This is a genomic window from Pararoseomonas sp. SCSIO 73927, assembly GCF_037040815.1.
Taxonomy (GTDB): Bacteria; Pseudomonadota; Alphaproteobacteria; order Acetobacterales; family Acetobacteraceae; genus Roseomonas.
In genome coordinates, this window is sequence record NZ_CP146232.1 from 2,411,560 (window position 1) to 2,437,923 (window position 26,364).

Consider the following 26,364-nt stretch of genomic DNA (forward strand, 5'->3'; position numbering starts at 1 on the left):
CCGGATCAGGCCTGGGAGACGCGCTCGATCCAGCGCGTCACCTCCGGCGGGCGGAAGGCGGCGAGCATGTCCAGGGACTGGGCGGGGCTCTCCGCGGTCAAGGAGAGCAAGCGGTGCTCGGCGCGGACGAAACCGGCCTCCACCATGCCGTCCAGCATGGCGTTCAGCCGGCCCCAGTAGCCGTTCACGTCGAGGAAGACCGTGCCCTTGCGGTGCAGGCCGAGCTGGGACCAGGTGAGGACCTCGAAGGCCTCCTCCAGCGTGCCGAAGCCGCCGGGCAGCACCACGAAGCCGTCCGACAGCTTCGCCATCATCGCCTTGCGCTCGTGCATGGACTTCACGACGTGCAGGCGGGTGACGGAGCCGTGGCCGAGCTCCCGCTGCATCAGGTGCTCCGGGATCACCCCGTCCACCTCGGCCCCGGCCTCCAGCGCGGCGTCGGCCACCACGCCCATCAGCCCCACCTTGCCGCCGCCATAGACGAGGCCGAGGCCGCGTTCCGCGATGGCGTGGCCGAGGCTGCGGGCGGCCTCCGTGAAGGCGGGGTCGGTGCCCGGGTTCGCGCCGCAGAAGACGCAGACCCGCTTCATCTCAGTGCTCATCGTCGTGCTCATGGGGGGAATGTGGCACCGCAGCACGCCGCTATCCAGATACGGGGCCAGATACCGGGGCCCCGGCTTTCCGGAACACGAAGAGGTTGGAGAGCCACTTGTCCGTCTCCGCGCTCACCAGCCGCGTGTCCTCCCGCACCTCCACCGGGCGGCAACCGCCGGCCTCGGCCAGGGCGAAGACGGCGGGTTGGGGCAGGACGTGCATCTCCATATGCTGGCCGAGCGGGCCGGCAAGGTACTCCGCCGTGCTGAAGGCGTAGTCCAGCCGGTAGGTGGGCACCTGGAAGATCGCGACGCCGCCGGGGTTCAGGGCGGCGAAGGCGCGGCGCAGGACCGCCGCGATCACCGGCGGCGGGTTGTGCTGCAGGACGATGCGGGAGAACCAGAGGTCGCAGCTGACATCGGGGTGCGGGCGGTCCGGGCCGAGGTGCTCGTAGGACGCCGCCGGGGCCCCGGCCTCCGCCAGGTAGGCGGCGGCGAGGTCCAGGTGGGGCCGGGAGATGTCGCAGGCGATCACGCGCGGGAACTTGCGGGCAAGGTGGAGCGTGACCCGCCCCACGCCGCAGCCGTACTCCAGCACGGTGCCCACCTGGTCCAGCGGCACGCGAGCGCGGCGGAGGCAGGCGCGGATGAGGTTCAGGTCCTCTTTCCCCGTCTCGTAGAAGTGCTCCTTCGTGCCCTCGATGCGCTCCGGCCGGTAGAGCTCGCTCGTCAGCACGGACCAATGGGGGGCCTCGGTGCCGATGGCGGACCAGTAGACGGCGGTCTTCTCCATCAGGCGCCGCAGCACATCCGGCGAGGCCCTGTCCTCCACCTTCAGCGGCGGCACGGTGGAGGGCAGGAGTGGCGGCGGGCGCTGGATGCTGATCCGCGTCTTCTTCAGGAACTCCTCAGACGCGAAGAAGCGGGCGCGCAGCCCGTCCAGGCTCTCGTCGGAGATGACGTGGCCGGCCACGGCGGCCTCGGACTCCGGCTCGCGGCCGAAGATGTAGCGGTAGCAGGCCAGGACGTCTTCGCGGGTCGCCATGGCGCCCCTTACCACGAACCTGGCCCCGCTTGGATAAGCCCCGCATAGACAAGCTCCTGCATGGACAAGGCCGGGCCCCGGCGCGAGAAGCACGGGCACGCCACGGAAGAGGACCGCCCATGCCCGCTACCCGGATCGGTACCAGCGAGGACCTGCTGGAGGAGCTGCGCGGCTGGGTGCTGCAGGAGACGCCGACGACCGATCCGGCCGCGGTGAACGCGCTGGTGGACCGGGCGGAGGCCGCGCTGCGCGAGGCGGGCGCGGTGGTGGAGCGCATCCCCGGCCGCAACGGCTACGGCGACACGCTGGTGGCCCGCACCCCCGCCAGCCCCGCCCACGGCAACCGCCGGCCCGTACTGATCTCCGGCCACCTGGACACGGTGTGGGACCACGGAACCCTCGCCTCCTCGATGCCGTGGACGGTGGAGGGGGAGAAGGCCTTCGGGCCGGGCATCTACGACATGAAGGCGGGATCCTTCCTGGCCTTCCACGCCCTGCGGGAGATCCTGCGCCAGGGCGTGCAGACGAAGAGCCCGATCACCCTCCTGCTCACGCCGGACGAGGAGGTGGGCAGCCCCACCTCCCGTGACATCATCGAGCGGGAGGCGGCGGGGTCCAGCGCGGTGCTGATCCCCGAGCCCGCGGGCAATCCGGGCGGCGCCTGCGTGACGGCGCGCAAGGGGGTGGGGCGCTTCACCGTGCGGATCCAGGGTGTCTCGGCCCATGCCGGCGGGAACTGGACCGAGGGGCGCAGCGCGGTGGTGGCGCTGGCCGGGCTGATCGGGAAGGTCCACGCCATGGTGGACTTGGCGGGGGGCACCACGACGAACGTCGCGCCGGTCTGGGGCGGCACGCGGCCGAACGTGATCCCGCCGGAGGCCGGCTGCGAGATCGACCTGCGCGTGGCCACCGTGGCAGATGGCGAGCGGATGGAGCGGGAGATCCTGGCGCTCGCCGGAACCGAGGACGGGATCACGATCACGGTGGAGGGCGGGATGAACCGGCCCTCCTTCGCGGAGAACGCGGACATCCTGAACCTCTACGAGCGCGCCCGGACGCTGGCGCGGGAGGCGGGTTACGAGCTGCCGAAGCAGCACCGCGGCGGCGGGTCGGACGGCAATTTCACCGCCGCCATGGGGGTCCCGACGCTGGACGGGCTGGGCTGCACGGGCGCTGGCGCCCATGCCCCGTTCGAGCACATCCTGTGGCGAGACCTAGCGCCGCGCGGGCAGGTGATCGTGGGGCTGCTGGAGACCCTCTGACCCGGTCGGGCCGCCGAAGGGCCGGGACCGCGAGGTCCCGGCCGCGGCCGGCCGGTCAGCCCCTCCAATCAGACGGTCAGTTCGCCCTCGTCCTCGCCCGCCCAGTAATGGATGCGGGACGCGTGGACCTTGATCATCACGAGGCCGGGGGTGTCGATGCCCTTCTCGAACCAGCGGTCGAGGTCCGGGGTCCAGTGGGCCTGGAACTGGCCCTTGTCGCGGATCAGCTCGGCCTCGCCCTCCACGTTGATGAAGACAGGGCGCTGGCCGACGATGCCTTCCCGCCCCGCGAAGGCGAGAGCCACCTTCGGGTCGCGCGCGATCTCGCCGACGGTGTGGGTGCTGTCCAGGGCGAAAAAGTAGGAATCGCCCCTGTACTCCACCTCGCCGTTGTTGCTCATCGGGCGGCCGGCGATGTGGCCGTTCTCGGCGCGGGTCATGAGCATGGCGAAGTCGATCTTCGCCATGTCCTTCGAGATGTCGGCCAGGGTCTTCTGGGCCATGGAGTGGCTCCCTCGGGTTGCCGTGGCTGAACGCGGGAAGGCGGCGGTCGTTCCGGGCGGGCAGGGCATGAACCCGCGGCGGGGCCGGGCGTTCCCCGGGCGCATCGCATGGAGACGCCCGTGGGACGGATATCCCCCTTTCTCATCGTCGCGGCGCTGGCCGCCCCTGCCGCCCTGGCGCAGGCTCCCGTGCGGGACGAGGCGAGCGGGCTGGCCCTGACGCCGCCGCCCGGCTACGCGGCCCGCGCCCTGCCGCCGGGCCGCGGGCAGGCGGCGCGCTTCGAGGTGAAGAACGCCTCCGACACCGACACGGGCTGCCAAGTGGCCTTCACCCCGGCGCCGCAGAACGGGCGCTTCTCCCAGGCCGAGCTGGACGCGGTGATGCGGGGGGAGGAGTGGCAGGAGCTCGCGCGGAAGGCGGTTTCGGCTCTCTACGACATCCAGGACGCCAAGGTCTTCGAGAGCAAGGGGCGCATGGGCTTCACCATGGTCGGGGACTTCCAGGGCGAGAACCTGCCGCCGCGGGCGCGCGAGATCCGGACGCTCTTCGTGATCCAGGAGACGCCGCGCGGCCGGACCTCCACCGTCTGCGTCGGCGAGCGGGCGGGGTTCGAGGCGCGGCGGGCCGAGTTCATGGCGGTGGCCACCGGGGCGACCCCTCCGTGATGAGGATGGGGCATCTTCTCCTCCCGCTCCTCCTGGCGGGGCCTGCCCTGGCGGCCGCTCCGCCCGCCTCCGGGCGCTACGGGGGGCTCAACCTCGCCGTCACGGGGGAGGAGGTCATCGGCGTCTTCTCGGAGGCGCGCATGGGCGGCGGCACGGAGGCGGCGCCGCAGTTCAGCTGCATCTTCCTGCTGCGCGGCCGGCTGGAGAACGGGCGCGGGCGCGTGGAGACCTGGTATCCCGGGGAGGAGACGATCCCTGGCGATCTCTCCTTCGAGGGCGGGCGGGCCCTTCTGACGCTGCGGGAGAACCACGGCGGCTGCCTCATGGCGACCGGGGACATGGTTCGGGAACCGTACCGCGCCGGGCTGGACCGCCCGGGGGAGGGTTGGATCGGGGTCGCGCTCGTCACCGCGCGGCGGGCGGTGTTCCGCCCCGCCCCGGGCGCGCCGACCCCGCGCACCCCCTATGTGGTGGAGGGCGACGCGGTGGCGGTGCTGGAGCGGCGGGGGGAGTGGGTGCGGGCGCGCTACGTGGCCGGGCAGCGGCCCGTGACGGGCTGGCTGCGCGCGTCGGAGCTGGCGCCGGACCGGCCCTCCGCTGGGGGCTGAAGGACGGTTGCCGCAGCGGCGGCCGGGTGCGGGCTGTCCGCCAGCGGCGTCGGGGCAAGCACCGTGCGGCCCCGTTTCCCGCCCCTGTGGGCCACTTCGCCGCCGGGGCCGTAACGCAGGCGTGACCCTGCCGGGAAGCCCTGGTGAGGCGGCGGGGGCGGGCGCGCGGGCGTTGTGCGTCCGGTGCCGCGGCCGGGCCCGGCCGGCAGGATCGCAGGGGATGACCAGCATGCGCATAGCCGCCCTTCTCGCCGGTGCGGGGCTCGCCCTGCTGGCCGCCGCGCCCTCGGGCGCGCTGGCCGGGGAGGCGAGCGTGCGCTTCGTGTCGCCGGAGCGCTTCACCGATGCCAGCCTCAACGGGCGGCGGGCGGTGGATGCGGACGCCCCCGCGCTGCGGGAACTGGCGGCGCATATCGGGCGGCTGGCCGGAGGCGGGCTGCCGGCGGGGCAGACGCTGGAGGTCGAGGTGACGGATGTGGACCTGACCGGGCGGGTGGAGCCCTGGCGCATCGACAATCCCGACCTGCGGGTGGTGACGGGAGCCACCTGGCCGCGCATCGCGCTGCGCTACCGGCTGCGCGAGGGGGAGCGGGTGATCCGCAGCGGGGAGGAGCGGCTGAGCGACCAGGCCTTCGAGATGCGGCCGGGGCGGATCCAGTCCGGGGACCGGCTCTTCTCGGAGAAGGCGATGCTGGACGACTGGTTCCAGGCGCGGTTCAGGGCCGGCTGATCGGGGGGGCCAACCGGGGCCGGCTAGAACACGAAGTTCAGGGCCTCCATCCCCAGCCAGCAGAGCAAGGCGAGGACCACGGTGGCGAAGATGCAGCCGACCACGGTGAGGGCGATGCCCCAGCCCATGGTGCGGCTGTCGTGCTCGACCAGGCCGAGCGCCATGACGATGTTGCCGAAGGCCGGCGGGCCGTTGGTGCCTGGGCCGGGCAGGATGAGCATGATGGCGACGTAGACCGTCAGCCAGCCGAAGAGGCGGTCCCCGAAGGGGGTGGTGAAGGGGCCGGGGCGGGGGCGGACATGGCGTTCCAGCTTGCGCAGCCACTTGGAGGAGGTGCCGGCGAGGCGCAGCAGGTCCGTGCGGCGGATCGAGCGCCGCGCGACGAAGGCGGGCAGCCGCGGCGTGCGCCGCCCGAAGCCCATCTGCGCCCCGAGGATGAGGATCGGCAGGCCGCAGATCGAGGCCATGATCGGCACGAGGGAGGCGAGCAGGAGCAGCAGGATCAGCAGGCCGAAGGCACGGTCCCCGAAGACCTCGGCCATCTCGCCGAGCGTGATGCGCTCCCCCGGGAAGGTGGCGGCCACCTCGGCGACGATGCGGGAGATGGGGGCTGCGTCCTCGGCGGCGTGCCCGGCGGGGGCCCCGCCCGGGACGGGCAGGGGCAGGTGGGTGGTGCCGTCCATAGGTCGCGTCGTGCTCCCCCCAGGAGTCGGGTGGTGGTGAAGGGGACCTGCGCCGGCGCCCCCGGGTTTCGGGCCTCACAATCTGGTGCTTCGGGCGCCCCGCCCAAGGAGAACCCAAGGTGAAAACCGCGGCAAAGGGAAGAATCGCAGGCCGGGCGGGGCCATGTACCGGGCATGCGGGACGTGGACATCGCGCTGTGCCTGGCGGTGGACGCCTCCTCCTCCGTCGATCACGACGAGTTCGGGCTGATGATGGGCGGGCTGGCCGCGGCCTTCCGGGACCCGGAGGTGCGGGCGGCCGCCACGGGCGGGCCGCGCGGGGCGGCGGCGGTGGCGGCGGTGCTGTGGTCCGGGCCGGGGGCGCAGGCCGTGGCGGTGCCCTGGACCCTGGTGGACGGCGAGGAGGGCGCGGCGGCCCTGGCGGATGCGGTGGACGACGCGCCCCGGCTGGTGGCCGCCGGGGCGACGGCGCTGGGGGAGGGGCTGACGGCGGCGCTGCGGCTGCTGGCGGAGTTCCCGGGGCTGGCGTCGCGGCAGGTGGTGGACGTCTCCGGTGACGGGGCCGGGAATGCGGGCATCCCTTCCGGCCCCGTGCGGGACGCGGCGGTGGGGGCGGGGGTGACGGTGAACGGGCTGGCCGTGGTGAACGAGGAGCCGGACCTGCCCGCGCACTACGCGACGGAAGTAATCGGCGGGCCGGGGGCCTTCGTGATGGAGTGCGCCGACTACGCCGCCTTCGCCGAGGCGATCCGGCGCAAGCTGGTGCGGGAGCTGCGCGGAGCGCTGACCGCCTGATCCCAGCACGCCCCAATGACGTGAAATGCAGCCATTAACGGATGACATGCCGTTGAATGCGGGCGGCGCCTATATCCCGGGCCTTCCTCGCGCACCGGGAGCCGCCGCCATGTCCGCCACAACTGCCACCGAAGCCCCATCCCTGCCGCGCCCGCCGGGAGTGCAGGCGATGGCGGCGCTGGCGGCGGCCGCGCTGCTGGTGGTGGGGACCGCCTGGATTTCCCAGGCGGTCAGCGGCCGGCAGGCGGTGCTGTACCTGCTGGGGGCGGCGCTGGGGATGGTGCTGTACCATGCCTCCTTCGGCTTCACCTCGGCCTGGCGGGTCTTCATCGCGGACCGGCGGGGGGAGGGGCTGCGGGCGCAGATGCTGATGCTGGCACTGGCCGCGCTGCTGTTCTTCCCCGTGCTGGCGCAGGGGACGCTGTTCGGGGAGCCGGTGCGGGGTCTGGTCTCGCCGGTGGGGGTCTCCGTAGTGTTCGGGGCCTTCATCTTCGGGATCGGGATGCAGCTCGGTGGGGGATGCGCGTCCGGCACGCTCTACACGGCGGGCGGCGGTTCCGTGCGGATGGTGCTGACGCTGCTGTTCTTCGTGGTCGGCTCCACGCTGGGGGCGGCGCACCTGCACTGGTGGGCGGCACTGCCTTCGCTGCCGCCGATCTCGCTCGTGAGCCTCTGGGGGCCCTGGGCGGCGCTGGCGGCGAACCTCGCGGTCTTCGCGCTCATCGCCGGGGTCACGGTGGTGCTGGAGCGGCGGCGGCACGGGCGGCTGGTGCATGCCGGCCCGCCCGTGCGGCACGGGCTGGGGCGCTTCCTGCGCGGGCCCTGGCCGGTGCTGGCGGGCGCGGTGGGGCTGGCGCTGCTGAACTTCGCCACCCTCGCGCTCTCCGGCCGGCCATGGGGCATCACCTCGGCCTTCGCGCTCTGGGGCTCCAAGGCGGCGATGGCGCTGGGGATCGATGCGGCCTCCTGGCCCTTCTGGTCGGCGCCGGCGCAGCGGGCGGCGCTGGAGGGGAGCGTTCTGGCCGATGTCACCTCGGTGATGGATTTCGGCATCATCGTCGGCGCGCTGCTGGCGGCGGCGCTGGCCGGGCGCTACGCGCCGAAGCTCGGCGTGCCGCTGCGCTCCGCGCTCGCGGCCGTGGTGGGCGGTCTGGTGCTCGGCTACGGGGCGCGGCTGGCCTATGGCTGCAACATCGGGGCCTACTTCTCCGGCATCGCCTCCGGCAGCCTGCACGGCTGGGTGTGGATGGTGGCGGCCTTCTTCGGGAACGTGCTGGGCACGCGCATCCGGCCGCTCTTCGGGCTGGAGGTGGAGCGGGTTCCCCGGCAGACCGGCTGCTGATCCCGGTTGTCCGGACGGGACCGGGGGTGCAGTTTCCTGCCCCTCCGTCCCTAAAGGCCCTTCCATGCTCCTGCTCATCCCCGGCCCCGTCCAGACCCGCCCGGAGGTGAAGGCGGCGATGGCGGTGGACATCGCGCCCTGGGACCTCGACTTCCGGCAGGAGTACGCGCGCATCCGGGAGAGGGTGCGCGACCTCGCGGGCGGGAAGGAGGGGATCCACGCCACCCTGCCGCTGCAGGGCGCCGGGCACTTCATCGTGGAGGCGGCGATCCGCACCTTCGTACCCCCCGCGGGCAAGGTGCTGATCCCCCGCAACGGGACCTATGCCGACCGCATGATCCGCCTGGCGCGGGAGGCGGGGCGGGTGCCCGTGGTGCTGGAGGTGCCGGACACCCGCGGCGTGCGGGCGGACGAGGTGGCGGCGGCGCTGGAGGCGGACCCGGAGATCTCCCACCTCTCCCTCGTCTATTCCGAGACGGGAAGCGGGGTGATCAACGACCCGCGCCCGGTGGGGGAGGCGGTGCGGGCGCTGGGGCGGCGGATGATCCTGGACGCGGTCTCCGCCTTCGGCGCGCTGCCCTTCGACATCTCCGCCCAGCAGGAATGCGACGCGGTGCTCTTCACCTCCAACAAGTGCCTGGAGGGAATGCCGGGGATCGGCTTCGCGGTGTGCCCGATGGAGCGGGCGCGGGAGCGGGCGGGGCTGGCGGGATCCTGGAGCTTCGACCTCGGCGACGTGCTGCGGACCGCGGAGACGGCCGGCTGGGGCTCCTTCCGCTTCACCCCCGCGGTGCAGGCGCTGAACGCCTTCGCGGTGGCGATGGACCTCTACGAGGCCGAGGGCGGGCGGGAGGCGCGGCTGGCCCGCTACACCGAGAATATGCGCGTGCTGCGGGCGGGCGCGGAGCGGCTGGGGCTGCGCCCCTACCTGGCGCCGGAGGAGCAGGGGCCGATCATCCTGACCCTGCACCAGCCGGAGGCGCCGGGCTTCACCCTGCAGGGCTTCGTGGACGCGCTGAAGCGGCGGGGCGTGCTGATCAGCAACTTCTACAACACGCCCACCCCCAGCATCCGCATCGGCTGCATCGGGGCGGTGACGCCGGACGACATGCGGCGGGCGCTGGCGGCGATCGAGGGCGTGCTGGCGGAGATGGGGGTGCGGCGGGAGGCGGCCTGAAGGGCGCCTATCAGAAGGGGGCGCTCTCGAAGTAGTCGATGAGCATCTCGGTCAGGATCCGCACCTTCCGTGCGGGGTGCTGGCCCGGCGGGCGGACGACGTAGGCGCCCGCCGTCGGCGGCGGATAGCGCGGCATGATCGGGACGAGCGCGCCGGAGGCCAGGTAGGGGTAGGTGACGCAGTCGGGGAGCCAGGCGACGCCGAGGCCCGCCGCGGCGGCCGCGGCGAGGGCCGGGGCGTTGTCCGCTTTGAAGCGCCCCTGCGGCTTGACCGTGATGATCCTGTCGCCGTCCATGAACTGCCAGGCCTCCGTCCCCTGCATGAGGGCCTCGTGCGCGAGCACCTCCTGCGGCGTCTCGGGTGACCCGTGCGCCTCGACGTAGGCCGGGCTCGCGACGAGCTTGCCGAGGATCGGTCCGACGCGCCGCGTGACGAGGCTGGAATCCGGCAGGTAGCCCACCCGGATCGCGCAATCGAACCCCTCCGCGACGAGGTCGACGAAGCGGTCGCTGTAGGCGGCGTGAAGGTGAAGCCGCGGGTGGCGCCGCGCCATCTCCGCCAGCACGGGGGCGAAGTGGGTCGGCCCGAAGGAGAGCGGCATGGCGATCCGCAGGCGCCCGCGGAGGTCGCCCTCCGGCAGGAGGGCCTCCCTGGCCGCCTCGATCTCGGCGCCAATCCGGGCGGCATGGTCCCGGAAGGTGGTCCCCGCCACCGTGAGGGCAGCGCCGCGGGTGGTCCGCGCGAGGAGCTGGACGCCGAGCTCCGCCTCGAGCCCGACGAGCCGCCGGCTGACGATGGACTTGGACACGCCGAGCCGGCGCGCCGCGGCGGTGATCCCCCCGGCATCGGCGACCTCCACGAAGGTCAGCAGGTCCTCGATGTTCAATCCGGTGTTCCCCGTTCCGCGACACAGCTCGGCACGATCCGGCGCTAGCCTACCACAGGCGGCGATGACCTGATCCCCGCGCCCAAGCGGCGCCCTTCCCGGCGCCCTTCCCGGCGCGCGTGCCCGGCGAACCCGGCTCACCCGCAAAGACGGCAAAAGACGGCAAAGGATCCCCGCATGACTTTCCGCAACGGCCTCGACTCGCTGCTCCGTCCCGAGGACTCGGTGCTCGTGATGATCGATCACCAGCCCTTCCAGATGACCAACCTGAACAGCCACGACCCGCAGACGGTGCTCAACAACTCCGTCGGACTGGCCAAGGCGGCGAAGGCCTTCGACGTGCCCACGATCCTGACCAGCGTGATCGCCCGGCAGGGCGGCCGGATCTTCCCGCAGATCACCGAGGTCTTCCCGGGCCAGGAGGTGATCGACCGCACCTTCGTCAACACCTGGCAGGACAAGCCGACGGTGGACGCCGTGAAGGCCACCGGCCGCAAGCAGCTGATTATCGCCGGCCTCTGGACCGAGGTCTGCGTCGCCATGCCGGCGATCCAGGCGGCGGGCGAGGGCTGGGACGTGACGGTGGTCACCGATGCCTCCGGCGGCATGTCGGTCGAGTCGCATGAGGTCGCCATCCAGCGCATGATCGCGGCCGGGGTGAACATGATGACCTGGTTCGCCGTGCTCGCCGAATGGCAGCGCGACTGGGCCCGCACCGATCATGTCGCCGGCGTGATCGAGGTGATGAAGCAGCACGGCGGCGCCAGCGGCATCGCCTACCTGTGGGAGCAGCAGCTGCTCAACACGCCGGTGGAGGGCAGCGTGCGCTGATACCGGCGGGGGGCCGGGAGGAGGGGCGGCCGCCAGCCGTGCCGCCTTTCCCCGGAACCCATCGCGCGGGGGCCGTCCCTCTCCGGTAGGGGCCGCTTTCCGCCCCCTCGCGATGCCTGCAGCCCCGTTCCCTCGTCCTTTCCCATGGCCAGGGCCGTCCCGCGGCCCTGGCCATGGTGAACGGGTCCGGAAAGCGGCCGAAAGGGGTTGTTCCGATACATCCGTTTCCGGACCGTCACAAACCTGTCTTTTGCCGCGGCATAACAATTTCGCTAGCCCGGCCCTGCTGGCGCGGGAACCGGTCGTGGGGACCGGGCCATCGCTCCAGGGCAGCGGCCGCAGGGCGCGCTGGCGATCGGCAGGCACGGATGTTGCGGCGCAACGCTCTCCTTCTCGTGGCGGCGGCCATGCTCGTCCTATCCGCCCGGCCCGCCCTGGCGGACGGCCTTGCCGGCGCCGGCTCCACCTTCGCGCACCCGCTGCTCGCGCGCTGGGGGCAGGTCTACAGCTCGCTCCAGGGTGAGGGCGGCAGCGCCTTCGCGGTGGATGGCGGCTTCGACTACGAGCCCGTGGGCTCCATGGGCGGGATCATGCGGGTGCTCCAGGGCGCCGTCGACTTCGGCGCCACCGACGTGCCGATGCCGGCCGAGGAGGTGGAGCGGCACCGCCTGGCGCAGTTCCCGATCGCAACGGGCGGCGTCGCCGTGGTCACCAACATCCGCGGCGTCGGGGCCGGCGCGCTCCGCCTCTCCGCCCCCATCCTCGCCCGCATCTATCTCGGCGAGGTGACGCGCTGGTCCGACCCGTCGATCGCCGCGCTCAACCCCGGGCTGCGGCTGCCTGAGGCGACCATCGCCGTGGTCCACCGCAGCGACCGCTCCGGCACCACCTGGCACTTCACGAACTACCTCTCCGGCGGCAGCCCGGAGTGGCGGTCCCGCATCGGGGCCGAGACGCTGCCCCGCTGGCCCGTGGGCACCGGGCTTCGCGGCAGCAGCGCGGTGGCGGACCGCGTGGGCGCCACGGAGAACAGCATCGGCTACGTGGAGGCGGGGCAGGCCGCCGGTCGCGGCCTCGCGGTCGCGCTGGTGGAGAACCGCGCGGGCCGCTTCGTCGCGCCCACCCTGCCGGCGCTGCGCGACGCCCTGGCGAGCACCCGTTGGGATCCCGCGCAGCACTTCGCCGGGGCCGATGCCGGCCCGGTGGGAGAGGAGGCTTACCCGATCACCGCGACCGTCTTCGTGGTCGCCCCGCGCCAGCCCGCCAGCGCCGCCCGCGGCCGCCACGTGGCCGAGTTCTTCCGCATGGCGCTGACCGAGCGGGCGGAGGACGCGGCCGCCCTGGGCCTCGTGCCCCTGCCCGAGGCGGTGGTGCGCCAGGTCTCCGACTACTGGCGCGCCGCCCCGGCCGCTGCCCGCTGAGCATCCGGCAGCCCGGCCAGCGCTTCGCCGGGCCGATCACCGAGAAGGAACAGACGCGTCATGCAGGTTGACGTCTTCACGCAGGTCATCGTGCCTGTCATCGGGGGGTTGGGCATCTTCATGCTCGGCCTCGAGTTCATGGCCAACGGCATCCAGTCCCTCGCCGTCACCAAGATGCGCAACCTGCTCGCGCGGCTGGCCGGCACCCCGGCCAAGGGCGTGCTCGCCGGCACCCTCATCACCGGCGTGATCCAGTCCTCCACCGCGATGACGGTGATGGTCGTCGGGCTGGTGAATGCGGGCGTGGTCGGGCTGCGCCCGGCGATCAGCGTGATCATGGGCGCCAATATCGGCACCACCCTCGGCAACGGCCTCATCGCCCTGCCGCTCGGGCCGCTGGGGCTGCTGCTCGGCGGCATCTTCGCCCTGGTGTACATCTTCGCGAAGTCGGACAAGGTGAAGAACATTGCGCTGGCCTGCATGGGCTTCGCGCTGATCTTCTACGGGCTGAACCTGATGACCGGCGGCCTGCGCCCGCTGCGCGCCATGCCCGAGGTGATGTCCGCCATCTCCGGCCTCAATGCCCAGACCTTCACCGGGCTGCTGACCTGCGTGGTGACCGCCGCGCTGATCACGGCGCTGATCCACTCCTCCTCCGCCACCATCGGCATCGTCATGGGGCTGGGCGCCTCCGGCGTGCTGGACTGGCAGACGGCGGTGGCCTTCTCCCTCGGCGCCGACCTCGGCACCACCATCACCTCCTGGATGGCCTCGCTCAACCTCTCGCGCAACGCCAAGCGCGCCGCCTACGCCCACATCTCCTTCAACATCATCGGCGTGCTGGTGACGATCCCGCTCTTCTTCGTCTCCATGGAGGTGCTGCGCTGGGCCATGGGCTGGTTCGGCGGCGACCCCGGCGTGCCGGTGGTGGTGAACGGGCGCGAGACCTACCCGCTGGTTCCCGTCGCGATCGGCCTCTACTCGACCTTCTTCAACATCTTCAACGTCATCCTCCTCTACCCCTTCATCGGCGTGTTCGAGCGCGTGCTGTCGCGCATCGGCCGCGACGCCTCGGAGGACGTGGAGGACTACTCCACGCCGAAGTACCTCTCCGCCTCCGCCCGCGCCGAGCTGCCCACGGCGCTGGCCGCGGTGCAGCAGGAGATCGCGCGCCACGTCGCGGCCAGCGCCCTGTTCGTCGAGACGGCGCGCGGCACGCCCACCGCGCCGCACGTTGCGGCGGAGCATCACACGGCGCTCGATATCCTGAACCGCGACATCCGCGCCTTCGCCGCCTCGCTCTTCACGCCGGACCTTCCCACCGGGCGGGCGGAGCAGGTGGCCAGCCTCGTCGAGGAGGCGGACGTGGCCGCGAACCTCTCCGACGCGCTCCACCAAGTGGCCCGTCGCGTGCAGCGCGAGGAGTTCGCGCCCGAGGCGAAGCCGGTGGTGGACGCCATCCTGGACGGCATCGCCCGCAAGCTCGCGGTCGCGATGCCGGCGGGACAGGCCCCGCGGCCGACTGGTACAGCGGAGACCGAGGGCGACGCGCTGATCGCCGACCTGCGCGCGCGCACCCTGGCCCTCGGCGCCTCCGTGGCGCCCGGACAGCGTGGCGCGGTCCTCGCCCTTCTCGGCAGCGCCGAGCGCGTGTTCCAGGCCGTGGACCGGCTCGAGGCGGAGCGCCGCTCCGTGCCCCGCGTCGCGCTCGTGCCCGCCTCGGCTCAGGTCCAGGCGTCGGGCCTGGGGCTGGCGCCGCAGCCGGCGGGGTGAAGCGGGGCCGCTGCGTGTGGCTCGTGAGGCCTGAGAGCGGCGAGATGCTGTCCTGAGCCTTCGCGGTGCCGCCGTGGCCAGAGGGAGGAAGAAGGAATTCTTCCTCCCTCCGGACCTCCCGCCATCATCTTCTTCTTCGAGTTAGCGATCCTTCGTTGGCGGTGCGCCTCGGCTCCGTGAGCGGAGGCGACTGCAAGGGCGGGACAGGTGCGCCGGGGTTTGGCGCACCGCTTCAGTTCAGTCCCGCGGCAGCCAGATGAGGTTCCAAGGGCCTCAGGCCCTTGGCGGGAGAGGTCTGGAGAGGGCAGCGCCCTCTCCGGTCCCGCAAGATCAGGACAAAGGCCTGCCCTACTCCGGCTGAATGCCCGCCACCTGCGCGATTCGTGCGTTGCGCTCGGCCTCCGCCTCGATGAAGCGGGCGAAGGCGGCGCGGTCCTCGGCCACGGGCTCGGCGCCCCCTTCGGCGATCCGGGCGCGGATGTCGGGGTCCCGGGCCAGCGCCTGGATGGCGGCGTTAAGGCGGTCGGCCTCGGCGGCGGGAAGGCCTCTGGGGCCCCACACGGCGTACCAGAGGGTGAAGTCCAGGCCGGGCATGCCGCCCTCCCCGATGGTGGGGATGGCCGGGGCGCGGTCGGAGCGCCGGGGGCCCATCACGGCGAAGGCGCGCAGGCGGCCGGCCTCGATGTGGGGCAGGGCGGAGCCGAGCGGGGCGACCATGAGGGCGGCGTTGCCGGAGAGGACGTCGGTGATGGCCGGGGCGGTGCCGCGGTAGGAGACGACGAGGCTGTCGACGCCGGCCTTCTGCTTGAAGCTCTCCGTCGCCAGGTGCCCCATGGCGCCGAGGGCGGAGTTGGCGAAGGGGAAGGCCTCCGGCCGCGCCCTCATGGCGGCGACGAGGGCGGGGACGCCGCCCTCCGGCGTGGTGCGGGGATTGCCGACGAGCACCATGGGGGCGGTGGCCAGGCGCGCGACGGGGGTGAAGTCCGCCACGGGATCGTAGGGCACGGCGCGCATGACGCGGCGGGCCATGAGGTGGATGTCGGCGTTGACGAGGAGGGTGGTGCCGTCCGGCGCGGCGCGGGCGACCTCCGCGGCGCCGAGGGTGTTGTTGGCGCCGGAGCGGTTCTCCACCACCCAGTTCTGCTCCAGCGCATCGCCGAGGCGGGGGGCGTAGATGCGGCCGATCACGTCGATGGCGCCGCCAGGGGCGGCGGGAACGACGAGGCGGACGGTGCGGCGCTGCGCGCGGGCGGCGCGCGGCAGGAGGGGGATGAGAGAGGCGGCGAGGGCGCGGCGGGGGATGCGCATGGACGTTCTCCGTTATGGAGTTCTGGCGCGGGCCTTTGCGGCTTCTCGCGCCGACGCGATCAGATCCCGCTGAACCCCGCGCGGGCGCGGTAGTAGGACCAGGCGCGGTCCAGCGGGCGCTCGCCCATCAGCATCTCGGCCGTCAGCCGGGTCTCGCCTTCCGTGAGGAAGCGCGGCGTGCCCATCGCCATCGCGCGGGACTGCAGCTCCGCATTGTCCTTCATGCGGACGCTGATGAAGACGACGGCGGGGAGCGAGTGCGCGGCGACGGCGGCGCCGTGATTCTTCAGCAGGACGCAGGTGCCGCCGCCGAGCGCCCTGGCGAGGCTGTCGGCGCGCGAGGCGTCGTCTATCAACATGTTGGTGTCGCCGAACTCGTCCCGGCTGTCCCAGACCGGAACCTCGCCGCCGATCACGGACGCCATGTGCATGACCGGGCGCAGCGGCACGTCCACGATCGTGTAGGGCATCACGGAGGGGGCGTGGTGGTGGACGGTGGCGTTCACGTCCGGGCGCGCGGCGAAGATGCGGGCGTGCAGCACGCTCTCCAGGTAGGGGCGCAGGCCCTTGGGATCGACGGGGGTGCCGTCCAGCGCGAACTCAAGAAGGTCGTCGCGCGTGACAAGCTCCGGCGAGCGGGAGCGGGAGATGAAGAAGCGGTCCGGGCGGCCGGGGTGGCGCAGGGCGACGTGGCCGAAATCGTCGAGGACGCCCTCATGCGCGAGGATCCGGTTGGCGACGACGAGGTCGCCCAGCAGCGCGTGCAGGTCCTGGCTCAAGCCGCGAACTCCCGGGGAATGGCGGGCGCGGCCCTTTCCATCCCGCTTCCCTGGACGTGTTTCGTTGAAAGGCAGTATGCGTTCTTTCAGTATGCCGTCAATATCGGCGGCACCACCACGCGAGGGGACACGGGGCTTGAGGGGAGGCAGGGATGACGGCCCGATGCGGGAGATCTACGGGATGCCCGGGCACCTGATCCGGCGCGCCCAGCAGATCTCGGGCGCCATCTTCGCCGAGGAGGTGGGGGAGCACGACCTGACCTCGGTGCAGTTTAGCGCGCTGTTTGCCATCCGGGCCTATCCCGGGGTGGACGCGACGCGGCTCTCCGCGCTGATCGCTTTCGACCGGTCCACCCTCGGCGGCGTGCTGGAGCGGCTGGAGGCGAAGGGCTGGATCCTGCGGGAGCCGGCGCCGGCGGATCGGCGGGCGAAGCGGTTGCGGCTGACCGGGGCCGGGGCCGAGCTGCTGCTGCGGGTGGAGGAGCCGGTGCGGCGGGTGCAGGACAGGCTCCTGGCGCCCCTGCCCCCGGCGGACCGGGAAACCTTCCTGCGGCTGATCGCGCAACTGGCGGACCTGCACAACGAGGTGACGCCGGCGCCGATCCGGCGGGCGGCGGAGGGCCAGCCGGCCCCCGCCGGGTGAACGGCTAGCCCGCCTCCACCGAGGGAGCGTCTAGCCGGCTTCCGCCGGCAGGGGCGGGTTGCCCGTGCCCTCCGGCCCGCGCATCCCGATGCGGCCGAGGCCGGGCAGCTTGATCGCGGGGCGGCGCAGGTCCAGTCCGGCGACGGCGCCGAGGATGTTCACCTCGATCCCCTCCACCCAGGCGAGGGTGAGGCCGGCATAGCCGCCGAGCGAGAGGCGGAGGCCCGTGCGGGACGGGGTAGGGCGCAGCCAGCGGCCGTCATGCGGGTAGTCCTTGCCGATGGCGTTGGGCGGCAGGGTGAGGCCGATGGCCGGCACCGCCTCCATGATCGCCGCGACGAAGGTGTTGGAGTTGGGGCCGGGCCAGGCGCGGTAGTCGCCCTGGTTCCTCCAGGCGTAGTCCGCGATCGCCGCCTGGATCGGCGGGATCATGGCGGCGGCGGCAGGGCCATCGGCGGCGAAGACGGTCTCCGGCACCTGCCCGAACCAGCGGCCATCGGGCGCGAAGCCGTTCATGCGGATGGGATCGCCCCAGGCCGTGTAGTCGTAGCGGGTGTAGGAGGCCGCGCCCTCCGGCTTGAAAACGATCCAGCAGTGCACGGCGAAGACGCCGCGCCAGCGCACGGTGGGCGCGGCGTAGACGCGCACCACGGCACCGGGATTGCGGGCGGCGGGCGGCAGGAGGCCGGCGCTGGAACGGTCCGCCGCCCGCCAATCCGTGCCCGACGCCCTGGCCTTGTAGAGGGCGGCGGAGACTCCGAGCGGGACGAGGTAGAGGAGGACGAAGAGGAAGAGCGCGGCTTTGAGGACGGTCATGATCCGCCCTCATGTTTGTTGCGGCGCAGCGGGGCGCAAGGTTCGTGCCGGTTCTGTGGGGGCGGTCTGTGGCCAGGGAGAGGAAGAAGGAATTCTTCCTCTCCCCGGACCCCTCACCATCATCTTCTTTCTCGAGTTGGTCTGGACATTGCTGACGGTGCGCCTCGGCTCCTGGAGCCGAGGCGACTGCAGGGGCAGGATCGGGCCCCATCGTCAGTGCCACGTCTCAAGTCAGTTCCGCGGCAGCCCAATGCAGGTCCAGGAGGCTCAGCCTCCTGGCGGGGATCCAAGGGGCGGAGCCCCTTAGGGCCGGGCAGGTCAGAGAAGGTCGTCCAACTCCCGGTAGTCCGGCAACTCCACCGGGGTTGGGCGCCCGTTGCAGAGGACAACGCGCGGGCCGCGGCGGCGGGAGAGAAGTTCGTCCATCGTGCGGCCGCGGAAGAGGACGAGGTCGGCGGCCGCACCGGCGCGGATGCGGCCGTGGTCGGGCAGTCCCATCAGGTCTGCGGGGCGGGCGGTGATCGCGGCGGGCCAGTCGCCGATGGGCTTGTCGAGGTGGGCGATGCGGACGGAGTCCGTGAAGGTCTCGATCGGGTCGTGGTCGCCGTAGCCGTAGAAGGGGTCGCGGCAGTTGTCGCCGCCGATCAGCACGGTGATGCCGCGGGCGCGGAGCTCGTGGAGGAGGGTGACGCCGCGCCAGCGCGGGGTGCGGCCGGGCACGCGGTCCTGCAGGTACTGATTGACCGGCGGCAGGGAGATGATGGTGATCCCCGCCTGCGCCACGAGGTCCATCACGCGGTCGGCGGCCTCCGGTTCCTGCACGGCGAGGCTGCAGCAGTGGCCGCAGGTGAGGCGGCCGGGGAAACGGTGGCGGAGGGCGGCGCGGGCGATGGGGCCGAGGGTGGCGGCGTTCGGGTCGCCGCTCTCGTCCACGTGGAGGTCGATGTCGAGGCCGTGCTTCATCGCGAGGCGGAAGAGGCCGTCGAGGGAGGCTTCCAGCTCTGCCCCGTCCTTGTCGTCGGGGATGCGGGTGTTGCCGCCGAGGAGGCCGCCGGTGGCGGCAACGCGGGCGGCGAGGGCTTCGCCTTCCTCCCCGGCGTAAGCGGTGATGGCAACGAGGGCGGCGGCCTGGAGGGTAATGCGGTCCCTCCACTCCTCGCGCAACTCGGCGAAGACGGGCCAGGTGAGGGCGGCTTGGGGGCCGTGGCTGTCCAGGTGGGTGCGGATGGCGACCACGCCGTTCGCCTCGGCGCAGCGCAGGGCGAAGGTGAAGCGGCGGCGAACGTCCTCCGCGGTCCAGTGCGCCGCGCGGTCCTCGCCCACGGCCTTCACGGCGCCGGGGTGGGTGCCGTCCGGGTTGCGCGCGCGGGGGAGGATGTGGGCCTTGTCCAGGTGCGCGTGGGGATCGACGAGGCCGGGCCAGACCTGGCTGCGGTCGAGGTCCAGCGCGCCTTCGGGCGGGGTGGGGGCGGCCGGCGTCACGGCGGCGATGCGGCCGGCGTCGATGCGGATGTCGGCGAGGACGAGGCCGTCCGCGTCGGCGGGGCCGAGATCGCCTTCGGCCAGCACGGCGGGGACCGAGGCGCGGTGGAGGAGCATCCCGCTTCCGTCGGCGGGGATCGGGGGAAAGCCGGGCAGGGTCAGCGATCCTTCTTCAGCGCGCTCTCGTGCCAGCGGCGCAGCACGAGGTGCGAGACGAGGGAGAGGGCGAGGAAGATGACGACGCCCGAGAAGGAGATGAGCGCCAACGCCGCGAACATGCGGGGGATCTGGAGCTGGTAGCCGGATTCGAGGATCCGGTAGGCCAGGCCGGAGGAGGCGCCGCCGGTGCCGGCCACGAACTCCGCGACGATGGCGCCGATGAGGGAGAGGCCGCCGGAGATGCGGAGCCCGGCGAGGAAGAAGGGCATGGCGGCGGGCAGGCGGAGGTGGAGCAGCGTCTGCCAGCGCGTGGCGCCGTAGAGGCGGAACAGGTCCAGCAGGTTCCGGTCCGTGCTGTTCAGCCCGATGGTGGTGTTGGAGACGATCGGGAAGAAGGCGACGATCCAGGCGCAGATGAGGAGCGAGGCCGAGACGTTGTCCACCCAAATGATGATGAGCGGGGCAATGGCGACGACCGGGGTGACCTGCAGCATCACCGCGTAGGGCAGGAAGGTCATCTCCACCCATTTGGACTGGCTGAAGAGCACGGAGAGGGCGACGCCGGCGACGGTGGCGACCAGCAGGGCGAGAACCGTGATCTGGAGGGTGACGGCGAGCGAGCCGGAGAGGACCGGCCAGTCCTGCACCAGGGTTCGCGCGATCTGGACGGGGCCGGGGACGAGGTAGGCGGGCACGGCGAAGTGCCGCACGGCCCATTCCCAGCCGCCGAGGAGGAGGAGGCCCATCGCTAGCGGGGCGAGGATGCGCGGCAGGGTGCCGGAGGGCAGGCCGAGGGTGCGGCGCCTTTCGTCGATGGGCGGGGTCACTCGGCCATGGCCCGTTCGAGCGCGCCGGAGACCCTGCGGCAGAGGGCGGCGTAGTCGGGGGAGGTGCGGAAGGCCTCGTCCCGCCGGGCAGGAGCGTCGAGCGCCAGGTCGGCGTGCAGGCGGCCGGGCCCTGCGGCCATCACCACCACGCGCTGCGAGAGGTAGACGGATTCGAAAACGGAGTGGGTGACGAAGAGGGCGGTGAAGCGCCGCTCCTCCCACAGGCGCAGAAGGTCGTTGTTCAGGCGGAAGCGGGTGATCTCGTCCAGGGCGGCGAAGGGCTCGTCCAGCAGCAGGACCTCCGGCTCTGTCACCAGCCCGCGGGCGATGGAGACGCGCATCCGCATGCCGCCGGAGAGCTCGCGCGGGTAGCTCTCCGCGAACTCCGCGAGGCCGACGAGCGCGAGCATCTCCCGCGCGCGGCGGCGCCGTTCCCCCTTCGCCACGCCCTCCAGCCGGAGGGGGAGGGCGACGTTGTCGAGGGCGGACTTCCAGGGCATCAGCGTGGGCTCCTGGAAGACGAAGCCGAGCTTCGGGCGCGCCCCCCGGTGCCACTCGATGCGCCCCGCGGTGACGGGGGAGAGGCCGGCCACCATGCGCAGTACGGTGCTCTTGCCGCAGCCGGAGGGGCCGAGGAGGGAGACGAAGGCGCCGGCGGCGATGTCCAGCTCCAGCCCCTGCACCGCCAGCGTGCCGTTGCCGTAGCGCTTGGTGACGCCGCGGAGCGCGACGACGGGGGCCGGCCCGGTGCTGTCCTCTCGCAACGGGGCGGTGTGGCCGCTGGCCGCGATGGTGCTGTCCTCCTGCACGCCGGCCGTTTCCGCGACGGATGGCGCGCGGTCAAGATGGGGAGCGGGGCGGGGCGCCGGGAAGGGGGCGGTCCGGCGCAGGACTTGCTTGGCTTCCGCAGCAGCCTTGAGAGGGATCGGGAGCATGGGCGCGACGGCGATGGCGGCCCCGAGGCCGCGGGAGATGATGCACCTCAACACCCGCTCCGACGCGCGGGGCTGGGCGAGGCTGGGGGTCCATCTCGCCCTGATCCTGGCGACCGGGTGGCTGGTGGCGGTGGTGCCCCTGGTCCTGGCGGTGCCGGCCATGCTGCTGGCGGGGGTGGTGCAGGCGGCCCTTTTCGCGCCGATCCACGAGACCTGCCACTACACGGCCTTCAAGTCCCGCCGGGTGAACGCGGTGGTGGGCTGGCTGGTGGCGCTGCCGGCGCTGCGGAACTGGCACTTCTACCAGGCCTTCCACCTGGCCCATCACAAGCACACCCAGGACCGGGAGAACGACCCGGAGCTGTCCCCGCCGCCGCCGGGGGACCTGCCGGCCTACGCGGCACGGGTGGTCGGCCTGCCCTACTGGCGGGCGCAGCTGACGGTCTGGGCGCGGGGGTGGCGCGGCGACCTCTCGGCCTACCCGTTCATCCACCCGGCGGCCGCGCCGCGGGTGATCCGGAGCATCCGGGCGGGGTCGGTCCTCACCGTGGCGCTGGCCGTCGCGGTGGGGCTGGGCATCGGCTGGGGGGCGGTGCTGCTGTTCTGGGTGGGGCCGCAGCTGCTCGGCCAGCCCGTGCTGCGGCTGTACCTGCTGACGGAGCACACGGGCTGCACGGAGGATTCCAACGGCCTGACGAACACGCGCACCATGATGACGGTGGCGCCGGTGCGGCTGCTGATGTGGGAGATGCCCTACCACGCGGAGCACCATCTCTACCCCTTCATCCCCTTCCACCGGCTGCGCGACGCGCACGCGCTGCTGCGGGAGCGGCTGGCGCATGTGGGGACGGGGTACGTGGCCTGGCACCGCGACCACGTCCGGGAGCTGCGGAAGGCCGGGTCCCGGTAGGCGCCCGCCCCCTCCGACGCCCGGAGCGCGGCGCGCCCGGTCCGGGACAGGGTCTCCGCCATCGGCTCTGGGGGGCGGGCACAGGACGCTCCGCCGTCCCCCTTTGCCTTTCCTGCGGGTGGGCGCACATGGCGCGCCATGCCCTCCGACGATCTGCGGCGCCGCGCGCCGGCCGCCGCCCGCAACCGCGACGCCATCCTGGCCGTGCTGCGGGAGGTGCTGCCGCTGCAGGGGGTGGTGCTGGAGGTGGCCAGCGGCTCCGGCGAGCACGCGCTGCATTTCGCTCAGGCCTTCCCGGGCCTGGTCTTCCAGCCGAGTGACCCCGATCCCGCCGCGCGGGCCAGCATCGACGCCTGGGCGGAGGGGCAGGGGAATATCCGCCCGGCCCTGGCGCTGGACGCGGCGGGGGAGTGGCCGGCGGTGGCGGCGGATGCGGTGCTGTGCAGCAACATGATCCACATCGCGCCCTGGTCGGCGACGCTCGGCCTGATGCGCGGGGCGGCGGCCTGCCTGCGTGCCGGGGCGCCGCTGGTGCTCTACGGGCCGTATCGCCGGGGCGGGGAGCACACCGCGCCGAGCAACGCGGATTTCGATGCGGACCTGCGGCGCCGGAACCGGGAATGGGGCGTGCGGGACCTGGAAGCGGTGGCGGCGGAGGCGTCGGCGCGGGGCTTCGGGGCGCCGGAGGCGCATGAGATGCCGGCCAACAACCTCCTCCTCGTCTTCCGGCGGTAGGGGGGCGAACCGGACCGGCGTGCCCGGCGTTCCGGCCGCATGGAACACCCCATCCACGCCTTCCTGCGCGGCGATGGCCGCGATGGCCGGGGGCGCCGCCTGGCCGATGTGCTGGCCTTCGGCGACGACCGGCTGGAGGCCGTGCACGACGTCATCCAGTGGCTCTTCCCGCTGCGGGAGCCGAGCCGGGCCGTGCCGGGATCGCCCGTGCTGGGGGCGGAGGAGGCGGCGGCGATCCGGGCCGATCCGAGGGCGCAGGACGGCTTGCGCGCGGCGCTGGACCGGATGGCGCGGTTCTACGCGGGGACGGACCACTGGCTGGTGCGCCTCGACCACAACCACCTGCGGATCACCCGGATCATCGCGGCCGTGCGGGACCTGCTGGGGCGGGAGGAGGCGGCGCGGTTCCACGCCGGCCTGCTGGCGCGGGTCGCGGCGGCGGGCGGGCCGGTGAACGCGGAGAGCCTGCGCCACTGGGAACGCGCCCTCGGGGCGGCGTAGAAGGCGGGATGCCACCCGAGCAGCAATCCCTTTTCCCCAATCCCGGCTCCATGCTGGCGCGGCTGATCGACGGGCCGGTGGCGCCGGGGCGCGTGGCGTGGATCGGGCTGCGCGCGGTGCGGCGGGAGCCGGTGCGGGTGGTGGAGAGCGCGCTCGCCGTGACGGGGCAGGGGCTGGAGGGGGACCGCTACGCCAGCCGCAACAACGGGGCGCGGCAGGTGACGCTGGTGGCGGCGGAAGGGCTGCGGGCAATCGCGAGCTACCTCGGGCGCGACGCGGTGCCGCCGGAGCGGCTGCGGCGGAACTTGGTTACGGAGGGGATCAACCTGACGGCGCTGCGGAACCGGCGCTTCCGGGTGGGGGAGGCGCTGCTGGAGTGGTCCGGCGACTGCCACCCCTGCTCCCGCATGGACGAGGAGCTGGGCGAGGGCGGCTACAACGCCGTGCGCGGGCACGGCGGCATCACCGCGCGCGTGCTGGATGGCGGGGTGATCCGGCCCGGCGACGCTGTGGTGCGGGTGCTGGAGGCCGGAGCGGACCGATAAGGGCGGCGTGCCGGAGTGGGAGGGTTTGCGCGGGGAATGCAGGGCGAGGCTGCCGCACGAAATTGTCCAGTCGTACGTACGAATTCACGCCACTGTCACGCGGACATGCCTAAGACAGTTCCTGCTCAACGATGATCGATCGAGGCAGGAACAGCATGGACAGCTACGCGACCTGGCACGCGGACCCGGCCCGTGAACCAGCGATGGAGGAGTCCCATCGCCCTCTCTGGCGCCACTTCATCGAGACCGTGCCGGAGACGGACCTCTCCACCCGCGACGTGCTGGATTTCGGCTGCAACCGGGGCGGCTTCCTGCGGCTGCTGCACGCCCTGAAGCCCTTCCGCGCGGGCGTGGGCATCGACATCGCCGAGGACTCCATCCGCGCGGCCAGGGCTATGGCCGGTCCCGCGCCGCTGGAATTCGCGGTCGCGACCGACCTCTCGCCCTGGCGCGGCCGCTTCGACCTCGCCTTCTCCTACGAGGTGATCTACCTGCTGCCTGACCTCGGCGCCCACGCGGCCGCGATCCACGCAGCGCTTCGGCCGGGCGGGACCTACTACGCCGTCACGGGCTGCCACAACGAGGGGCCTCTCTGGCCCGCCTTGCGGGAACAGATCGGCCGCACGACCAACGCGCCAGTCCAGGACCGCTCGCCCGACGACTACGCCGCAGCTTTCCTTGCCGCGGGCTTCGACGTCTCCGTGCGGCGCTTCGGCTTTGACGGCTTCACCCCCGCCTCCAAGGACAGGCGCTATTTTCCCCGCCTGACGGACGCTCTGGACTACTACACCCGGGACAAGCTGCTCTTCCGCATGGTCCGCCAGGACCGCCCCGCCCCGTGAGCCTGCCGCGACAGCCGGGACAGGCGCTCTGGGCGAGGATCGAGACGCTGCTGGCGGAGGAGATCGGCACGGGCCAGATCGTGTCGGGTGATCGCCTCCCGACCGAGCCCGCCCTGATGCAGCGCTTCGGCGTGAGCCGGGCGACGGTGCGGCAGGCGCTGGCCAGCCTGGAGCGCCGCGGCCTGATCCATGCGGAGCAGGGCCGCGGGACCTTCGTCGGCCCGCGCCGCCTCTCCTATGCCCTTTCGGAGCGGACCCGCTTCTCCCGCAACCTGATCGAGCAGGGCTTCGAGCCGAGCGGGAGGCTGCTGTTCGAGCGGGTCGTCCCGGCCGGTCCCGTCGTCGGCGATCGGCTGGCGATCCCGGAATGGCAGTCCGTCTCCCACCGCCACGGCATCGGCGAGGCGGACGGGGTCCCGATCGAGCTGGCCGACGTCTACGTGCCGCTCGACCGCTTCCCCGGCTGGGCCGAGGTGAAGGCACGGCACACGACCTACACGGCCGCCTTCGCGCATTACGGGGTGCGGGACTACCGGCGGCTGAGCACGCGGATCGAGGCGCGGATGCCGACCCAGGAGGAGGCGGCGCTGCTGGACCAGCCGCGGACCTCGCCGGTCTTCGTCATGACCCGCGTGGATGCCGATCCCGACGGCCGCCCGATCCTCTACGGCCATGCCCTTTGGTGCGCGGACCGTGTGACCTTCGAGATCGGAGGGTAGGGGGCCGGTCGTGACCCGGGTCGCGCCCCGGCCCTCCCCGTTCTAGCCCGCCCGGATCACCCGCGCGCCCTCCTCGGCGTAGGGCGCGCAGGCGGCGGGGGGTGCGTCCGTCACCAGGGTCCAGCCGCCGGCCGCCGCGGCGGGCAGGGGCGCCCAGAAGGGCTGGCCGTGGCGGCCGAGCTTCGAGGCGTCGGCCAGCACCACCACCTCGCGCGCCTGCCGGATCATCAGGGATTTCAGGGAGACCTGCTCCAGCGTCGCCTCGCACACGCCGCGGCCGGGCAGCACGCCGTCCGCGCTCATGAAGACGCGGTCGGCGGTGAGGTGGCGGAGCGCCTGCTCGGCCAGGGGGCCGACGGTGGACATGCTGATCGGGCGGACCGTGCCGGCCAGCACCACCAGCTCCATGCCGGGCGCATCGGCCAGCACGGGGATCAGGGGCAGGTTGGTGGTGACAACGCGCAGCGAGCGGCCGCGCAGGAGGCGCCCGAGCGCCTCCACGGTGGAACCGCCGTCGAGGATGACCGTCTCGCCCTCCCCGATCAGGTCCAGCGCGGCCTCGGCGATGGCGGCCTTGGCGGCGCGGTGCTGGCCGGTGCGGGCGCGCAGGCTGGATTCAATGTGCGGGGCGGCGAGGATGGCGCCGCCATAGGTGCGCGCGACCGCCCGCTGCTCCGACAGGGCGTTGAGGTCGCGGCGGATGGTAGAGGCGGAGACGCCGAAGCGCGCCGCCAGGGCGTCCACATCCGTGTCGCCGGCGGCCAGGGCGGCCAGGATCTCGTCGTGGCGCGTTCGTCGGCGTCGCATGGCCGGATTCTAGGTGAGGTGCAGGCCGGGGGCGATCCCCC

At 72.8% G+C, this 26,364-nt stretch carries 29 protein-coding genes; 17 read left to right on the top strand and 12 right to left on the bottom strand.

Annotated features, from left to right (window positions below; all coding sequences use genetic code 11):
- Positions 1-5: 5 nt before the first annotated feature.
- Together VQH23_RS11390 and VQH23_RS11395 are read right to left on the bottom strand one after the other, a co-directional pair.
- Positions 6-614, bottom strand: coding sequence for a TIGR00730 family Rossman fold protein (locus tag VQH23_RS11390; RefSeq protein WP_338665758.1), 609 nt, complete (start codon positions 612-614; stop codon positions 6-8).
- A gap of 28 nt (positions 615-642) precedes the next feature.
- Positions 643-1,638, bottom strand: a complete 996-nt coding sequence (locus VQH23_RS11395; RefSeq protein WP_338665759.1) for a methyltransferase domain-containing protein — start codon at positions 1,636-1,638, stop codon at positions 643-645.
- Between the two features lie 119 nt (positions 1,639-1,757).
- Between VQH23_RS11395 and VQH23_RS11400 the strand changes: the two genes are divergently transcribed.
- A complete protein-coding gene (locus tag VQH23_RS11400; RefSeq protein ID WP_338665760.1) occupies positions 1,758-2,900 on the top strand; it encodes a M20 family metallopeptidase in 1,143 nt (380 codons plus the stop codon).
- Between the two features lie 68 nt (positions 2,901-2,968).
- On the opposite strand, the gene VQH23_RS11405 is transcribed toward VQH23_RS11400, so the two are convergent.
- Positions 2,969-3,403, bottom strand: a complete 435-nt coding sequence (locus VQH23_RS11405) for a pyridoxamine 5'-phosphate oxidase family protein (protein ID WP_338665761.1) — start codon at positions 3,401-3,403, stop codon at positions 2,969-2,971.
- A gap of 120 nt (positions 3,404-3,523) precedes the next feature.
- Between VQH23_RS11405 and VQH23_RS11410 the strand changes: the two genes are divergently transcribed.
- The 3 genes from VQH23_RS11410 to VQH23_RS11420 all read left to right on the top strand — a co-directional run bounded on the left by VQH23_RS11410 (position 3,524) and on the right by VQH23_RS11420 (position 5,407).
- A complete protein-coding gene (locus VQH23_RS11410) occupies positions 3,524-4,069 on the top strand; it encodes a hypothetical protein (RefSeq protein WP_338665762.1) in 546 nt (181 codons plus the stop codon).
- Positions 4,069-4,677, top strand: a complete 609-nt coding sequence (locus VQH23_RS11415; protein WP_338665763.1) for a hypothetical protein — start codon at positions 4,069-4,071, stop codon at positions 4,675-4,677. Before VQH23_RS11410 ends, VQH23_RS11415 begins: the two co-directional genes overlap by 1 nt.
- 220 nt (positions 4,678-4,897) lie before the next feature.
- Positions 4,898-5,407 carry a DUF3016 domain-containing protein gene (locus tag VQH23_RS11420; RefSeq protein WP_338665764.1) on the top strand — a complete coding sequence of 170 codons (510 nt, stop codon included), beginning with the start codon at positions 4,898-4,900 and terminating at the stop codon, positions 5,405-5,407.
- Positions 5,408-5,430: 23 nt separating this feature from the next.
- Here the strand turns inward: VQH23_RS11420 and VQH23_RS11425 are convergent, their stop codons facing one another.
- Positions 5,431-6,090, bottom strand: a complete 660-nt coding sequence (locus tag VQH23_RS11425; RefSeq protein WP_338665765.1) for an exopolysaccharide biosynthesis protein — start codon at positions 6,088-6,090, stop codon at positions 5,431-5,433.
- Between the two features lie 174 nt (positions 6,091-6,264).
- Between VQH23_RS11425 and VQH23_RS11430 the strand changes: the two genes are divergently transcribed.
- The 3 genes from VQH23_RS11430 to VQH23_RS11440 all read left to right on the top strand — a co-directional run bounded on the left by VQH23_RS11430 (position 6,265) and on the right by VQH23_RS11440 (position 9,404).
- Positions 6,265-6,885 carry a DUF1194 domain-containing protein gene (locus VQH23_RS11430; RefSeq protein ID WP_338665766.1) on the top strand — a complete coding sequence of 207 codons (621 nt, stop codon included), beginning with the start codon at positions 6,265-6,267 and terminating at the stop codon, positions 6,883-6,885.
- A gap of 109 nt (positions 6,886-6,994) precedes the next feature.
- On the top strand, positions 6,995-8,227 hold the full coding sequence (locus VQH23_RS11435) for a YeeE/YedE family protein (RefSeq protein WP_338665767.1): 1,233 nt from the start codon (positions 6,995-6,997) through the stop codon (positions 8,225-8,227).
- Positions 8,228-8,291: 64 nt separating this feature from the next.
- Entirely contained in the window at positions 8,292-9,404 is a 1,113-nt protein-coding gene (locus VQH23_RS11440) for a 2-aminoethylphosphonate--pyruvate transaminase (protein ID WP_338665768.1), read from the top strand.
- A gap of 10 nt (positions 9,405-9,414) precedes the next feature.
- On the opposite strand, the gene VQH23_RS11445 is transcribed toward VQH23_RS11440, so the two are convergent.
- On the bottom strand, positions 9,415-10,290 hold the full coding sequence (locus VQH23_RS11445; protein ID WP_338665769.1) for a LysR family transcriptional regulator: 876 nt from the start codon (positions 10,288-10,290) through the stop codon (positions 9,415-9,417).
- 177 nt (positions 10,291-10,467) lie between these two features.
- Between VQH23_RS11445 and VQH23_RS11450 the strand changes: the two genes are divergently transcribed.
- The 3 genes from VQH23_RS11450 (at position 10,468) to VQH23_RS11460 (ending at position 14,315) form a co-directional block, all read left to right on the top strand.
- On the top strand, positions 10,468-11,121 hold the full coding sequence (locus VQH23_RS11450) for a hydrolase (RefSeq protein ID WP_338665770.1): 654 nt from the start codon (positions 10,468-10,470) through the stop codon (positions 11,119-11,121).
- 407 nt (positions 11,122-11,528) lie between these two features.
- Positions 11,529-12,542 carry a phosphate ABC transporter substrate-binding protein PstS gene (gene pstS, locus VQH23_RS11455; protein ID WP_338665771.1) on the top strand — a complete coding sequence of 338 codons (1,014 nt, stop codon included), beginning with the start codon at positions 11,529-11,531 and terminating at the stop codon, positions 12,540-12,542.
- 60 nt (positions 12,543-12,602) lie between these two features.
- Positions 12,603-14,315, top strand: coding sequence for a Na/Pi symporter (locus VQH23_RS11460; RefSeq protein WP_338665772.1), 1,713 nt, complete (start codon positions 12,603-12,605; stop codon positions 14,313-14,315).
- 348 nt (positions 14,316-14,663) lie between these two features.
- Here VQH23_RS11460 and VQH23_RS11465 read toward each other — a convergent pair whose 3' ends face one another.
- Complete coding sequence (locus tag VQH23_RS11465; RefSeq protein ID WP_338665773.1) at positions 14,664-15,623, bottom strand: tripartite tricarboxylate transporter substrate binding protein; 960 nt, start codon at positions 15,621-15,623, stop codon at positions 14,664-14,666.
- Between the two features lie 59 nt (positions 15,624-15,682).
- Entirely contained in the window at positions 15,683-16,402 is a 720-nt protein-coding gene (locus tag VQH23_RS11470; protein WP_338665774.1) for a class II aldolase/adducin family protein, read from the bottom strand.
- Between the two features lie 163 nt (positions 16,403-16,565).
- On the opposite strand from VQH23_RS11470, the gene VQH23_RS11475 reads away from it, so the two are divergent.
- A complete protein-coding gene (locus VQH23_RS11475) occupies positions 16,566-17,045 on the top strand; it encodes a MarR family winged helix-turn-helix transcriptional regulator (RefSeq protein ID WP_338665775.1) in 480 nt (159 codons plus the stop codon).
- Positions 17,046-17,075: 30 nt separating this feature from the next.
- On the opposite strand, the gene VQH23_RS11480 is transcribed toward VQH23_RS11475, so the two are convergent.
- The 4 genes from VQH23_RS11480 to VQH23_RS11495 form a co-directional block, all read right to left on the bottom strand.
- The gene (locus VQH23_RS11480; protein ID WP_338665776.1) at positions 17,076-17,861 is read right to left on the bottom strand and encodes a DUF3750 domain-containing protein; all 786 of its coding nucleotides are present in this window, start codon (positions 17,859-17,861) and stop codon (positions 17,076-17,078) included.
- Between the two features lie 318 nt (positions 17,862-18,179).
- Entirely contained in the window at positions 18,180-19,460 is a 1,281-nt protein-coding gene (locus VQH23_RS11485) for a cytosine deaminase (protein ID WP_338665777.1), read from the bottom strand.
- Positions 19,461-19,501: 41 nt separating this feature from the next.
- Positions 19,502-20,329, bottom strand: coding sequence for an ABC transporter permease (locus tag VQH23_RS11490; protein ID WP_338665778.1), 828 nt, complete (start codon positions 20,327-20,329; stop codon positions 19,502-19,504).
- Positions 20,326-21,138 carry an ABC transporter ATP-binding protein gene (locus VQH23_RS11495; RefSeq protein WP_338665779.1) on the bottom strand — a complete coding sequence of 271 codons (813 nt, stop codon included), beginning with the start codon at positions 21,136-21,138 and terminating at the stop codon, positions 20,326-20,328. Before VQH23_RS11495 ends, VQH23_RS11490 begins: the two co-directional genes overlap by 4 nt.
- 124 nt (positions 21,139-21,262) lie before the next feature.
- On the opposite strand from VQH23_RS11495, the gene VQH23_RS11500 reads away from it, so the two are divergent.
- The 6 genes from VQH23_RS11500 to phnF all read left to right on the top strand — a co-directional run bounded on the left by VQH23_RS11500 (position 21,263) and on the right by phnF (position 25,516).
- The gene (locus VQH23_RS11500; protein WP_338665780.1) at positions 21,263-22,174 is read left to right on the top strand and encodes a fatty acid desaturase; all 912 of its coding nucleotides are present in this window, start codon (positions 21,263-21,265) and stop codon (positions 22,172-22,174) included.
- Positions 22,175-22,312: 138 nt separating this feature from the next.
- A complete protein-coding gene (locus VQH23_RS11505; protein WP_338665781.1) occupies positions 22,313-22,909 on the top strand; it encodes a DUF938 domain-containing protein in 597 nt (198 codons plus the stop codon).
- Between the two features lie 39 nt (positions 22,910-22,948).
- Complete coding sequence (locus VQH23_RS11510) at positions 22,949-23,410, top strand: opioid growth factor receptor-related protein (RefSeq protein WP_338665782.1); 462 nt, start codon at positions 22,949-22,951, stop codon at positions 23,408-23,410.
- Positions 23,411-23,418: 8 nt separating this feature from the next.
- Entirely contained in the window at positions 23,419-23,955 is a 537-nt protein-coding gene (locus VQH23_RS11515; RefSeq protein WP_338665783.1) for an MOSC domain-containing protein, read from the top strand.
- 155 nt (positions 23,956-24,110) lie between these two features.
- Positions 24,111-24,797 (top strand): methyltransferase domain-containing protein, encoded by a 687-nt coding sequence (locus tag VQH23_RS11520; protein WP_338665784.1) that lies wholly within the window; start codon positions 24,111-24,113, stop codon positions 24,795-24,797.
- Positions 24,794-25,516 (top strand): phosphonate metabolism transcriptional regulator PhnF, encoded by a 723-nt coding sequence (gene phnF, locus VQH23_RS11525; RefSeq protein ID WP_338665785.1) that lies wholly within the window; start codon positions 24,794-24,796, stop codon positions 25,514-25,516. Before VQH23_RS11520 ends, phnF begins: the two co-directional genes overlap by 4 nt.
- 42 nt (positions 25,517-25,558) lie before the next feature.
- Here phnF and VQH23_RS11530 read toward each other — a convergent pair whose 3' ends face one another.
- Entirely contained in the window at positions 25,559-26,323 is a 765-nt protein-coding gene (locus VQH23_RS11530) for a DeoR/GlpR family DNA-binding transcription regulator (protein ID WP_338665786.1), read from the bottom strand.
- Positions 26,324-26,364: the final 41 nt, after the last annotated feature.